We start from the raw sequence: 12,822 nt of genomic DNA, 5'->3' as shown, positions 1-12,822 counted from the left end.
ATGCCAAGCCCGACCTTCGAACAGAAAGCCTTCATCCTGCTGCTCGTCCTGGTGACCGTGGCCTTCTTCTGGATACTGCTGCCATTCTACGGCGCCGTGTTCTGGGCGATGGTGCTGGCCGTGGTATTCGCGCCCCTGCAAGAGCGCCTACTGCGGCGTATCGGCGGCAAAGGCAACCTGGCCGCCCTGCTGACGCTGATCATCTGCCTGCTGGTAGCGATCCTGCCGGTGATCTTCATCACCTCGGCGGTGGTGGCCGAGGGCACTGCGCTGTACCAGAAACTGGAATCGGGCGAGCTGGACGCCGGTGCTTATGTCACCAGCTTCATCCAGATGCTGCCGCCGTCGATACAGGAACAACTCGACCGTGTTGGCATGACCAACCTCGAAGGCCTGCGCGAACAGATCTCCAAAGGCGCCATGGCTGGCAGCCAATACCTGGCCACCAAGGTGTTCGCCATCGGCCAGGGCACCTTCGAGTTCTTCATCGGCTTCTTCGTCATGCTGTACCTGCTGTTCTTCCTGCTGCGCGACGGCAAGGATCTGGTACACAAAATCCGCGCGGCCGTTCCGCTGGCCGACAGCTCCAAACGCCGCCTGCAGATAAAGTTCACCCGCGTGGTACGCGCCACGGTGAAAGGCAACGTGGTGGTCGCCGCCGTTCAGGGCGCGCTCGGTGGCTTCATCTTCTGGGCGCTCGGCCTCTACAGTCCGCTGCTGTGGGGCGTACTGATGGCGTTTCTGTCACTGCTGCCGGCTGCCGGCGCGGGCATCATCTGGGCACCGGTGGCCATCTACCTGATGCTCAGTGGCAGCCTGGTACAAGGCATCATCCTCACCGCCTTCGGCGTGCTGGTGATCGGCCTGGTGGACAACATCCTGCGCCCCATCCTGGTCGGCAAGGACACCCGCATGCCCGACTACCTGATCCTGATTTCCACCCTAGGCGGCCTGGCCCTGCTGGGCCTCAACGGCTTCGTGATCGGCCCGCTGGTGGCGGCGCTGTTCGTGGCCAGCTGGAATCTGTTTGGGGCGAAGAAGAAGGTTCGGTTGCCGGAGTGAGTCAGATGTGAAGATTTAGGGAGCAATAACATCCTTGCGAGGGCCCTCTAATCAGCGGCAGCTTCCGGCCAAAAGCAGACGTTGATCAGCTACAGAGTCAGTGTCTATTGCGCTTGTGCGTTGTAACTAACCGGTATGCAGATGTCAGTGATAGATGCTGGATCTATTAGAGCCCGCTAGGTCTTGCGCTGGAACATCGGGAAGAAGCTGGTCTGGGATTTGAGCTTAATTGTGTCTTTGATGTCGATCTGGTTCGCTTTACGCCGTGTTCCACCTGACGGAGTGATGATCTCGAGGTCGGGATTCTCGATCATCGTCACATGAATGTCGTCGCTATGCGCTGGGGTGTGGTTGTAAATGCGGCCATAGAACTCGGCCATGTTCAGCGCATCACCGAACTCCGAAATCAGCTTGGGTATATCGTCATGAAGCTGACCTTTAGCCTCATCCCGCGCATTCACATCGAACAGGTATAAGGTGCCTTCTTCCTGAGGATCGTGAGCCAGCATATTCAGGCCTGAGCGACCGAAGTGAGCTTGAGACTTGCTGTTCTTATGCAGCACGTTGTTGTACACCTGACGTGCCCGGTAAGAGCTGGCAAGGTGTATCAGCCAATAACGCCACCCCTGAGGGTTGTTGATGGAGAAGGGGCTGACAAACTGTGCGCATTTCTGGAAGGCAGAGAAGACGATATTTTCTGCCGTTCCGAGCCATTGGCGATTGCTCATTTGCTCGGATAGAAGATCGAGATCGAGTTTGCTTATAGAGAGGTGCGCCAATTGCCGCTCGAGCATTTGCGGATTGTGTTTCTGCAGGTAAGTCAGCAACGCAGTAATCATGAAAGTGTAGAAGATCTCGGTTGAATTGTCCGAGTTCATGATGTCCCGCAGTGTTTCGGTCGTGACGTGGCTGTGCCCGCACTGATCTAGGTTGAACAGGATGTTCCGAAATCTACCTCGCTGCAGGTACTCCTTAATTCGTGGGTAAACCTTCTCGAACTCATCGTTCAAGTAGTCGATTTGGACTGATAGGTACTCGCTTGAGTCGACGTACTCAACGAGGACTGGGGCTATGTGAGTTTTGAGGGAGTCTAGTGCAGCTGGCTCGTAGTCGTTTAGCACCATGGTGCATTCAATACGGATAGGCGCGAGGTTCTGCACCGCTCGATTCACATTGATGTCATTAATTGCTCGATGAAGCTCTTGGATGAAGATCAGAGGAGAGCCTGGTGCTCCACATTTGTATCGTCCTCCGCCTGCAAATCCATCCACAATCGCTAGGCGAAAACGCTCCATTTTTGGTGTCTGGCAGCGGGTGATGACGTACTCGTAGAAATACTCACTTAGGATCTGGTGTTTCATTTTAGAGTGGTCGGCCAGTTCAGCACCGTCTTCCCAGTCGTACTTCTTTCCTACCATCTCAATGTCCCTATCAAGCCGTTATTTTTATAGGTAAGCAGCGCCTACGATGTTGACGGGCATTTCATCCCAAGTCTTGCCTCGATACTCACGTCCATTCGCTTTCTTGGATCGACGAATGTTGTCCTTGCCCCAAGTGCCCCACTGTTTGAAGAAGAATGCAGTATCGCTCCTAAGGCATTGAGCATAAATTTCATCAATCCAGCTTTCCTTGATCTGGCGGGCTTTGTTACCGCTCTCGCCACCAACGATGGCCCAATCTATTCCTGTTAGATCAATCGGGCCCACAGAATCAATTAAAGGCTCAAACGAGATAAACCGGATCTGTGCCGGGGTCTCCTTGATGTGCTCAACACGAAAGGCGGTTTCGCTGTTCTCAATCGATGTGCCGAGCCAAACGTTAGGAAGAACCTCTTGAATGATGTCCTGGAGGATTTGCTTCATTCGCTCAGGGCGCTTCGTCAGGATCTGATAGTTATGCTGCGGGGTCTCCCGCATCACCCTCCAGACGTCCTGGATGAAGCTATCGCTGACCTGTTCGTGGAACAGGTCGCTCATGGAGTTAACAAACACTTTACGAGGCTTTTTCCAGCGATAAGGGATTTCGAGTGATTCCCTATCCTCAATGACCTTGCCATTCCAGACCACACGCTTGTTTTTCTTGCGGGTCAGACCGGTATACTTGGCCATACCCATAGACTCCAAGCGTCTGGCCATCTCCATGGCGTAGCAGTTCTTGCAGCCTGCGCTGATGATTGAGCAGCCAGCCACCGGGTTCCAAGTGGAGTCAGTCCACTCGATCTGTGTCTCTGCCATGTCCTTGTCCTGCTCCCGTTCGCTGGCGTTCCTGTTTGGTGCACCTCAGACACGAACGGAAGAAATTTGATCGCTATTTTAGAGAATGCTTGGCGAAAAGGGCAGGCGGCTCTGCCTGAAAACGAGCAAGTTATTACCACCGCCGTTCAGGCGCAGCTTGAGTAAGGGCTGGCGTGACTAGGTAGTTTTTACCTTCGTCAGGGCGGCCCCTGGAAAGCCGGGGCTTATTTATACCGTTTTAGATGACTTAGTCTACTGAGTCGAAACCTCGTCCAAGCTTGGTTTCGGCGGAGTTAGGCGTTGAAGGGCAATCTCCAGTGAGTGGTCGTCAAACAAGCCATTCTTTCTTTCTGCAGCACCCTGCCCTCCACTCCAATGCTGCAAGCCTTCTCGTAAGGCGGTCACTGTGGGCTCGATGTTCTCCCTAGTCAGTAACCAGTCCACCGTTGCCAAAAGCTCCATCCCATAGGGAGACTCAAAGCCATCGATCAATGCGGCTGTATACTCAAGCGCAGGCACATAGGCTTTAGCCTCACTTCTAAGGTAGGTCTGTACAAACGCTTTGCGTTCATCGTTGAACCAAATCACATCGAGTGGACCTGCGTCGCTAATCCGCTTGTCGCAGTGCAGATAGCTACCATCAAGATTGTTCAGTAAATGGTCGAGCCGGTTGGCGTAAGGGCCGTATTTGTGAGCAACAAATTGCAGTTTGAGAGGGTTCTCAACAGAAGCACAGCGGTCGATTGCACGTTCTAGAAACCATGCGAGCTTCTGAATCTCCAGCAAGCTGCACTCCATCCCTAGCACCCAGTAGCGCCGAACCAACTCAGCAATCAGAGCGCGGGCTGGTGTCAGTTTTTCCACGCCACTGCGCTTCGCGACGTTCTGGTATTGCTTTGTAGGTTCAAACACAAGGATCTCAGTTTCAAGATCACTTAGCGTGGCCTCAATGTGCTCACGTACAGCATCCCACTCCAAGCCGCCATTACCGGCACCTAGCGGAGGGATAGCAATAGACTTGACTTGGTTTTCAATCAGAAAATTGCGCAGATCCTCCAGCCCCTCTGTAATCCAGGCCATCTGGGAGGGGGAGCGCCAGTGTCGCTTGGTGGGGAAGTTGATGACCCAGCGGGGGCCATCAAGCTCTCGCACCTCGGTAATGAACATCTTTCCTGTCTGAACCTGCTTCGCTTTACAGGCAGAGGCATACAGGCGAAAGTTTTCAGCAAAGCGCTCTTTGAACATTAGAGCGATACCTTTGCCCATAACTCCTACGGTGTTAACCGTATTAACCAATGCCTCGACCTTCGCCTCAAGCAAATTGCCTTGCGTGTATCTAATCATCAAAAATACCAGCCTGTACGGGTATGAACCGATAGGTTCAGGTTACGCCTCTGAATTTCCTGCTCAATACGTCTCTTCACTGCGTCTGTGTAGCAAATAATGCCCATGAGACCTTCTATCGGCAGATGTCTGTAGACCAGCGCTTCTGCTTGGTAGCGCTCCATTTTACGTGGGTCGTCTGGGTCACGCTTGAAATCGCGATGCTGCAGAATGCTCCAATCGATCTGATTGAGCCGCTCTAGGTCGCTGTAATAGCTAGTCCAGTGAGGGTAGGCGTGTGCATTGGTAAAAACGAAAGGTAGTCCTAATTCCTCAATCCGATGGAGACTGGACACTAAAATCACGATTTCTTCATTGCGACGCTGCTGCACGCTCCAGCCAGAGTGTATGTTCTTCATCATCACTGAGAAGGGTGTGAAGTAGAACGGCACGTAGTCAGCTAGCGTGCCTTTTGGCGCGATGGGGACAGCCCGATGGCGACGCTTGTCGATCAGGTCTGGGTTGCCGATATTGACGTAGTTAGGCGATAGCACGCCGGAATTGGCGCAATGCAAGCCATTGTCAAGTATCCAAGGCAGATTGTCGCGATGGACAATACGCCAGATCAGCGCCTTTTCGGGATTAAGACTGTTGTAAATCATCGGAGGAACATGGCTCTGTTAACGTCAACCTCAAGAGAGAGCCTCAGTCTGGCAATCTCATGGGCTACGGCCCCCGCTACCCTGTCAGTGGGTGCGTAGACCCTGAAGAAATGTGCTGAAGGCACTGGGTTCGGTGATAGGCACTCAGCCATACAAACACTCTTGCAAACTGGGTCATGGTAGTCGCGACGACTCATCATCTCCCAGTCTATTTGGGCAAACCCTTCGTTGTAGTCGAGTAGCTGAATGGCGCTGTTGGCTAGGGGATGGCACGGGACAACCTTCCAGTTGCCTTGCTCAGCCAGTGTCCGCCTTACGGTTATCAATACAAATTGCTCAAGAGGCCGATCATACTGGACTCGACCGTCGAAGGGGTTTCGAGAAAACCAGTGAAATGGAACGTAATTTTCGAGTCCTAAAGCCTGTCGGTTGGTGATGATCTCTTGATCGGCAACATCCTCAAAATTGCGTAACTGTGCTCGAGGCATCAAACCGCGTTCTAGGATTGAGCGAACGTTTTGCAGGCTGGTCAGGTGATACAGCAGCTTCTGGTTTCGAATGTCAGCCATTGATTAGATCCTTCTCATCAATAAGTAGGGAGGGCTTTCCAGTAGAGAGTGGGAGCGATTTCCATCTCTGCTCATAGTGGTTGGTGTGCAGTCGCTTAAGGCCGTCATAGCGCTCGATATACACGAGCACCAGTGCACCATATGCCACCAGCGTGTGAGCAGGATCAATCCCTTTGAAAGCAGATCATGCCTCTTGAGGTGACGATATGTCTTCAAAAAGCGCAGCTATGTAGGCAGCTGCACATCACTCTCTGATCAGTTAACCAAGCCAGAGCTACGGAAGCTCCTTGATCTCGGGCATGTGGCAATACTCTCGGATGAGTGACCGCTTTTGGCCGATAGCTGCCCCTCACAAACTTGCCCTCCCATCTCCCCCGCGCTACAGTCCGCCCTGTCACGGTCAATCCCGTGACCGGGCGTGACAACCCGAATTGTTCGAGGCGCGGTAGCGCCATAGCCGAGAGCAGGCGCTTTTTTTGTGCCTGCTGTTTTCTCGTGCCTTTATGGCGGGCCGTATGGGGCAGGCTTCGGCCTGGCCGGTTCCCTCGGACGCCGGTTTGTCACCCCCGTACGGTCCGCCTCCCATAACCGCGTGACAACGGCGGGTGGCGGCTCCTTAATCGTTCGAGGAGCATAAGGAAAATGCACTATCCCCCTTTTACCCAAGGGCTCCGCCCTGGGCTGCTGGCTGTTGTGCCGACTTCCACTTTGGAGGTGCTGCATGACCAAGTCTGAATCCGTCGTTATCCCCTTCCCTTCAGCACGCAATCCATTGCAAAGCTTTGTAGCGGACGAGTGTCCGTTGCAGGCAGCAGCCGAGTATCGGGCGGCGTTGCTGGCCAAGCTGTTGCGGCGAATGCCGGAGCCGGAGTTGGCCAATAGCACCAGTGCGCTGCTAAGCGAGCTGATCGTGCTCTACCGCCGAGCCATCGCTCCGGCAGCCGGGAGGGCAGCCCATGATTGAACTGCAGCGGTATCTCACTCACCTGCCCGCCCATGACGGACAACCGCCTGCAAACTTCGGCTGGAACGCAGATTGTCAGGCGAGCTTCGGCCACGGTGTGCAAACCGCGCAGGCCTGGCTGGACGATGCCAACAGCGGCTGGCTATGGGCCAATCTGCTGCTGGAGCGCCAGCTGTACCCACCGGGTGCTCAGCGACATGCCTTCGAGCTGGGCTTTCTCAGCCGCATCCACCAACGCTTGTGCTCGCCGCTTGGCGGCGAGCATCAGGCCAGGCGTACGGAGTTGAAGCTATAGGCTTGTGGCCTGCGCTTGGGCCGTCGTTTGAAATAGAGAAGCCCACTTGCTCGCACTCGGTGAGTGCCGAGCGAGTGGGCTTCGTTCTGTTTTGATCAGCCATAACGCCGCATCGCCAACGGTATGCACGCGAACCTCTACGCCAACCGTAGAGCCAGCGCCAACGAGATGGAAAGCAGCGCGACCAGATTGCCGAGGATCACTATCGACGCGACCTTCTCCGGCTCCTGGGCGTAACGCTCGGCGAACATGAAGTTGAGCACCGCTGGCGGTAGCGCGCCGAAGATCAGCAGGATGTCGGTTTCGCGACCCGACAGGTCGAAGGCCAGGCAAAACAGGTAGGCGATCAACATGCCGGTCAGCGGCGTCGCTACGGCGCCGACCGTGCCGATGCGCCATTGTGCGAAGGGCGCGGTGTTCAGGCGCACGCCCAGAGCGAACAGCATCAGGCCGGTGGAGACGTCGGCAATGATCTTGATCGCGGAGAGAAAAGGCGGCCAAAGCGCGATCTCCGACAGGCTCACCAGTACGCCTGTGATCCCCGCGATGATCACCGGTTCACGCAACAGGAGCCAGACCTTGGCGTTGCGCCCGAGCCACCAGGTGGCAATGGCAAAATGCAGGATGTTCTCCACCAGAAACAGCACCACCGCCGCCGGCAGCACCTGCTCGCCGAAGGCGAACAACAGCAACGGCAAGCCCATGTTGCCGGCGTTCTTGAACATCATCGGCGGCAGCAGGGTCTTTGGCGCATAACCCAGCCAGCGGGCGATGGGCCAGCCGAGCAAGCCGGAACCGAGCACGATGACCAGGCCGCCGAGGGCGATCATCTGCACCTCGGCCAGGTCGACGGATTTGCCCGCCAGCGCGGAGAAGATCAACGCGGGCACGAAGATGCCCATGTTGACCTGGTTGGTCGCGAGCATGTCAGGGCGATGCTTGCGGCCATACAGGTAGCCAACCGCGATGACCGTGAACACGGGGAAGACGATGCTCACGATCTGCACGAGCATGGGGCAACCTTAGCCGCTGGCGAGTGGGTGGTGCTGGGCGACTCAGCCCTGCGTGGGCGTACCGTTGAGGGCGTAGTAGCTGCGGATCACCTGGCTGTCATCAGCCCGCCCCTCGCCGCGCCCGGAGGTGGCGAGAAACAGTTGGTGCGCCACCGAGGCAATCGGCAGTGCGGCCTGCGCGTCGCGCCCGGCTTCGAGGACGATGCCCAGATCCTTGACGAAGATGTCCACCGCACTGCTGACCTCGGGCTCAGCCTGCAACATGCGCGGGCCGCGATCCTTGAGCATCCAGCTCGATGCCGCTGAGCCGCCCATGATCTCCAGCAGCACCGGCAGATCGACACCGACCTTGGCTGCCAGCGCAAAGGCTTCGGCGACCACCGCGATGTGCACGCCGCACAGCAGTTGGTTGACGGCCTTGACCGTAGCGCCCTGGCCGGCGCGTTCGCCAACATGGAAGAGGCGTTGGCCGATGCCTTCGAACACTGGCTGCAGCGCCTCGAAGGTGGCACGTTCGCAGGCGGCCATGATGGTCAGTGAACCGGCGATGGCGCCAGCGGTGCCGCCCGAGACTGGAGCATCGACGAAGCGGCGCCCCGCTGCGCTTACCCGCGCGGCGATGCGCTCGACCGCAGCGGGTGGACAGGTGGCCATCAGGCAGACGATGCCATTCTCGGCCAGCGCATCCAGCGCGCCGTTGTCGAACAGCACCTGCTCGGCCTGGGCGGCATTGACCACCATCAGGATCAGCACATCGGCATCTTTGGCGGCAGAGGCTGCGTCCGCTGCCGGCTCCGCACCGGCCTGGGCGAGCGTGGCAAGCGCCACAGGGTTGAGATCGATACCGCGCACGCGATGGCCGGCGGCGAGCAGGTTCTTGGCCATGGGCAGGCCCATCGAGCCAAGCCCGGCAAATGCAATTATGGTCATGGAGGTTCCTTGCCTTGCACGGCCCCTGCACACGCAGGGGCCGTACCAATCAGTAGAGGGTGAAGGCTGGTACGAAAGAGATCAGCCCAAGCACGGTGAATGCCACCAGGTAGAACGGCCACAGTTCACGCACTACCGCGCCGACCCGCTCACGCGAGATCGCCGCTGCGATGAACAGCGTGGTGCCGACCGGCGGAGTGAAGAGGCCCATGCTCAGGTTCACCGCCATCATGATGCCGAGCTGGATCGGATCCAGACCGATGGCGCTGCCGATGGCCGCTAAGGTCGGGCCGAGCAGCAGGATCGCCGCAGGCAGATCGAGGAACATGCCCACGACGAGCATGATCAGGTTCAGCATCAGGATGACCATCCACGGCGACTGCAGGGTTTGCGCCGTCCACTCGGCCACTGCGGTCGGGATCGCCTCGACGGTCAGCACGTAGCCCACCAGGTTGGAAGCGGCGATCACCAGCATCACCACGCCCGTCGTCACGGCGGTATGCACCAGCGCATCGTAGATGCGGCGCAGGGTCAGGTCGCGATACACCAGCATGCTCACCAGCAGACCGTAGAACACCGCCAGCGCGCTGACCTCGGTCGGCGTGGCGATACCGGTACGCAGCAGGATCACGATGAAGGCCGGCATCCCCAGTGCCGGAGCGGCTGCCAGGGTCGCACGCAGCACGCCTTTGAGCGTTACCTCATCGGTCAGGCGCTTGAAGCCGCGCAGACGGCCCGACAGGTAGCAGACGATCATGAAGCCAGCAGCGAGCATCAGACCAGGCAGGATGCCGGCGAGAAACAGCGAGGCAATCGACTGGTTGGATACCGTGGCGTACAGGATCAGCGGGATCGACGGCGGAATCAGGCAGGCGATGGTCGCCGACGAGGCCGTGGCCGCCGCGGCGAACGCACCCGGATAGCCTTCGCGTTTCTGCCAGGGGATCAGCATCGAGCCGAGCGCCGAGGCTTCCGCCACTGCCGAGCCGGACACGCCGCCGAACACCGTGGAGCCGACCACCGTCACCTGGCCGAGACCACCGTGAAAACGGCCGACCAGCAGAGTGGCGAAGTGGATCAGGCGCTTGCCCAGCGTGCCGCCCATCATCAGGCTACCCGAGAGCATGAAGAACGGGATCGCCAGCAGCGGGAAGCTCTGCGTCGGCTGGAAGATCTTCACCACCGCGGCCACGCTGGGCATTTCACCGATGGTCACCGCCGCCAGGCCTGCGCTGATGATCAGCGCATAACCCACCGGCAGGGCCAGTGCCATCAGGACACCGAAGACCAGAAGCATCATTAAGGTCATACACCCTCCTCGATCTGCTGGGCACGTACCGCTAGCGGGTCGCTTGCCCGCAACAGGTGAACGAGTGTGGTCAGCGCGGTGAGGCCCAGCCCGACGAAGCCGACGATCAGCGACAGGTAGGCCCATTTCGCCGTGATGCCGGTCATTGGGTAGATTTCACTGCCGGTGATCTCGACGACGTCGAGCCCGACCCACGCCAGGTAAAGGAAGGCCACGGCAATCAGCACCTGATGCCCGGCCACCAGTACCCGGTTGCCGACGCGCCCAATCATGCTCTGCAATGCGGTAACGGCGATGTGCTGGCCGCGTTGGGCAGCCAGGACGATGCCGCCCATGATCAGCCACGGGAACAGCAGGTTGGGGATCTCGGTGGGCCAGCCCATGCTCTGGTTGGTGATGTAGCGCGCCACCACCTCGGCCATCAGGGACAGGAACATGACGACCATGGCGGTGAGTGCGACCACTGTGCTGATGGCCACGATGAGCGTGTCGATCCATTTCGCAGCCACGGCGATGACGCCTCCAGACGCCGCAGCGCTGGAAGAAATATGCGCGGCCATGCTTACTTGCTCGCTTGCGAGACGATCAGCTCGACGAGCTCGGGGTACTGCTTCGACCACTTGTCGTAGACCGACTTGGTCTTGGCAGCGAATGCAGCCTGGTCGATCTCGTTGATCTGCACGCCGGCCTCGGTGAGCTTGCTGCGCAGCTCTGTATCCGCCGCCAGTGACATCTCACGATTGAGCTTGCCGGCTTCCACCGCAGCTTCCTTGATCGCCGCCTGATCGGCTTTGGACAAGCCCGCCCAGATCATCTTGCTGGCCAGCAGTGGCGTGGTTTCATACTTGTGCCCGGTCAGCGAGATGTACTTCTGCACCTCGTACAGCTTGGACGAGTAGACGTTCATCAGCGGGTTCTCCTGACCGTCGAAGACGCCCTGCTGCAGTGCAATGTACAGCTCGGAGAAGGCCAGCGGGCCCGGGTTGGCACCCAGCGCCTTGAAGATGTCGAGGGTCATGGTGTCAGGCGGGGTACGCACCTTGATGCCCTGCAGATCTTCGGGTTTGACGATGGGACGCTTGTTGTTGCTGGTGTGGCGGATGCCGTTGTCCCACAGCGCCAATACCACCAGCCCTTTCTTGTTGGCGGCCTCGTCGAGCTTGGCGCCGACCGGGCCGTCGACCACCTGGTAGGCATGTTCGAGATCGCGGAATAGGAACGGCAGGCCGACCACGTTGAACTCCGGCACCACGCCGGCGGTGCTGCCCTGGGAGTTGGTGCTGAAGGCCAGCGAGCCCAGACGCATGTTGGTCAGGGACTCGACGTCGTCGCCGAATTGCGCGCTGCCGCCCACCTCGACCTTGACCCGGCCCTCGGTCTTCTCGGCGACCAGTTCGGCGAATTTTTGCGAGGCCACCGCTTTCGGATTGCCCGGCGCGGCGTTATGGGAAAGGCGCAGCACTTGCTGAGCCCAGCTGGTGGAGGCAGTAGCCAGTGCGAAGGTCGCCGCGATTGCGATCAGTGTCTTCTTCATGAGCTTAACCCTACTTTTCTTATTGATATTGTCTGTATTAAGTACTGCACATTACTCGTGCAGGCCTTTTTTTGGCCTGCACGTAAACAACCTGCGTGATCCTCAGCCGTGGATGAGCATGCCTCCGTTGACGTCGATCACGGCACCGGTGATGTAAGCCGACAGGTTCGAGGCCAGGAACAGGTAGGCACCGGCCACTTCCTCGGCGTTGCCCAGGCGGTTGAGCGGGATGCTGGCGGCGATCTCAGCCTTCTGCTGATCGCTGAGCTTGCCGGCGCTGATATCGGTCTGGATCAGGCCGGGCGTCACGCAGTTGACGCGAATGTTGCTCGGGCCGAACTCGCGCGCCATGGCCTTGGCCAGGCCCAGCACACCGGCTTTGGCCGCAGAGTAATGCGGGCCGCCGAGAATACCGCCGCCACGCTGGGCCGATACCGAGGACATACAGGCAATCGCGCCACCGCCCTGCGCCTGCATGTGCGGGATGACCGCCTGGGACAGGTAGAGCACGCCGCGCAGGTTGACGTCGAGGATGCGATCCCAGCTCGCCGGGTCGATCTCCAGGGTCTTCACCGGCTGGGTAATGCCGGCGTTGTTGATCAGTACATCGATCTGACCGAAGTCAGCGATGGCGCGCTCGGTGGCCTTGAGGCAGGCGTCCTTGTCCGCCACGTTGCAGGCGTAGCCACGGTGCTCGGGGCCGATGGCGGCAGCGGCCTCGATGGCAGCCCCTTCATCCAGATCGAGAATCGCCACCTTGGCGCCGTGGCTGGCGAACAGGCGAGCGGTGGCCAGGCCGATACCGCGCGCCGAGGCCGCGCCCGAGATCATGGCGACCTTGCCAGCGAGAAGAAGAGCGTTGTTCATGCAAAAGATCCTTGCAGTAGCGCCAGCAAGCGGCGCGTGGAAATGTGGGTCAGCGTGGCG

14 protein-coding genes are annotated in these 12,822 nt (G+C 58.6%); 3 read left to right on the top strand and 11 right to left on the bottom strand.

The genetic code is table 11. From position 1 onward, the window contains the following. Entirely contained in the window at window positions 1–1,062 is a 1,062-nt protein-coding gene (locus HS968_RS09290; protein WP_182371600.1) for an AI-2E family transporter, read from the top strand. A gap of 176 nt (window positions 1,063–1,238) precedes the next feature. Here HS968_RS09290 and HS968_RS09285 read toward each other — a convergent pair whose 3' ends face one another. The 5 genes from HS968_RS09285 to HS968_RS09265 all read right to left on the bottom strand — a co-directional run bounded on the left by HS968_RS09285 (window position 1,239) and on the right by HS968_RS09265 (window position 5,850). Continuing rightward, window positions 1,239–2,480, bottom strand: coding sequence for a three-Cys-motif partner protein TcmP (locus tag HS968_RS09285; protein ID WP_182371074.1), 1,242 nt, complete (start codon window positions 2,478–2,480; stop codon window positions 1,239–1,241). 27 nt (window positions 2,481–2,507) lie between these two features. Continuing rightward, window positions 2,508–3,296, bottom strand: coding sequence for a DUF5131 family protein (locus HS968_RS09280; protein WP_182371073.1), 789 nt, complete (start codon window positions 3,294–3,296; stop codon window positions 2,508–2,510). 252 nt (window positions 3,297–3,548) lie between these two features. Continuing rightward, complete coding sequence (gene darG / locus HS968_RS09275; protein ID WP_182371072.1) at window positions 3,549–4,640, bottom strand: type II toxin-antitoxin system antitoxin DNA ADP-ribosyl glycohydrolase DarG; 1,092 nt, start codon at window positions 4,638–4,640, stop codon at window positions 3,549–3,551. Next, the gene (darT, locus tag HS968_RS09270; protein ID WP_182371071.1) at window positions 4,640–5,281 is read right to left on the bottom strand and encodes a type II toxin-antitoxin system toxin DNA ADP-ribosyl transferase DarT; all 642 of its coding nucleotides are present in this window, start codon (window positions 5,279–5,281) and stop codon (window positions 4,640–4,642) included. The genes darG and darT overlap by 1 nt, the downstream gene beginning before the upstream one ends. Then, the gene (locus HS968_RS09265) at window positions 5,278–5,850 is read right to left on the bottom strand and encodes a DarT ssDNA thymidine ADP-ribosyltransferase family protein (protein WP_182371070.1); all 573 of its coding nucleotides are present in this window, start codon (window positions 5,848–5,850) and stop codon (window positions 5,278–5,280) included. Before HS968_RS09265 ends, darT begins: the two co-directional genes overlap by 4 nt. Window positions 5,851–6,571: 721 nt before the next feature. Here HS968_RS09265 and HS968_RS09260 point away from each other — a divergent pair. Next, window positions 6,572–6,814 carry a hypothetical protein gene (locus HS968_RS09260; protein ID WP_182371069.1) on the top strand — a complete coding sequence of 81 codons (243 nt, stop codon included), beginning with the start codon at window positions 6,572–6,574 and terminating at the stop codon, window positions 6,812–6,814. Then, a complete protein-coding gene (locus HS968_RS09255) occupies window positions 6,807–7,109 on the top strand; it encodes a LasR-specific antiactivator QslA (RefSeq protein ID WP_119693859.1) in 303 nt (100 codons plus the stop codon). The genes HS968_RS09260 and HS968_RS09255 overlap by 8 nt, the downstream gene beginning before the upstream one ends. Window positions 7,110–7,246: 137 nt before the next feature. On the opposite strand, the gene HS968_RS09250 is transcribed toward HS968_RS09255, so the two are convergent. From HS968_RS09250 to HS968_RS09225, 6 genes are all read right to left on the bottom strand, one after another. Beyond that, entirely contained in the window at window positions 7,247–8,122 is an 876-nt protein-coding gene (locus tag HS968_RS09250) for an AEC family transporter (protein ID WP_182371068.1), read from the bottom strand. Window positions 8,123–8,164: 42 nt separating this feature from the next. Continuing rightward, window positions 8,165–9,052 carry an NAD(P)-dependent oxidoreductase gene (locus HS968_RS09245; RefSeq protein ID WP_182371067.1) on the bottom strand — a complete coding sequence of 296 codons (888 nt, stop codon included), beginning with the start codon at window positions 9,050–9,052 and terminating at the stop codon, window positions 8,165–8,167. A 49-nt stretch (window positions 9,053–9,101) separates the two neighbouring features. Further along, on the bottom strand, window positions 9,102–10,361 hold the full coding sequence (locus HS968_RS09240; protein ID WP_182371066.1) for a TRAP transporter large permease: 1,260 nt from the start codon (window positions 10,359–10,361) through the stop codon (window positions 9,102–9,104). Further along, the gene (locus tag HS968_RS09235) at window positions 10,358–10,921 is read right to left on the bottom strand and encodes a TRAP transporter small permease (protein ID WP_119693856.1); all 564 of its coding nucleotides are present in this window, start codon (window positions 10,919–10,921) and stop codon (window positions 10,358–10,360) included. Before HS968_RS09235 ends, HS968_RS09240 begins: the two co-directional genes overlap by 4 nt. A gap of 2 nt (window positions 10,922–10,923) precedes the next feature. Next, a complete protein-coding gene (locus tag HS968_RS09230; protein ID WP_119693855.1) occupies window positions 10,924–11,895 on the bottom strand; it encodes a TRAP transporter substrate-binding protein in 972 nt (323 codons plus the stop codon). Window positions 11,896–11,997: 102 nt separating this feature from the next. Next, window positions 11,998–12,762 (bottom strand): SDR family NAD(P)-dependent oxidoreductase, encoded by a 765-nt coding sequence (locus tag HS968_RS09225; protein ID WP_182371065.1) that lies wholly within the window; start codon window positions 12,760–12,762, stop codon window positions 11,998–12,000. Window positions 12,763–12,822: the final 60 nt, after the last annotated feature.

Source organism: Pseudomonas berkeleyensis, assembly GCF_014109765.1.
Classification (GTDB): Bacteria; Pseudomonadota; Gammaproteobacteria; order Pseudomonadales; family Pseudomonadaceae; genus Aquipseudomonas; species Aquipseudomonas berkeleyensis.
Note: the sequence above shows the minus strand (reverse complement) of the source record. Positions and strands in the feature narration are given on the sequence as shown.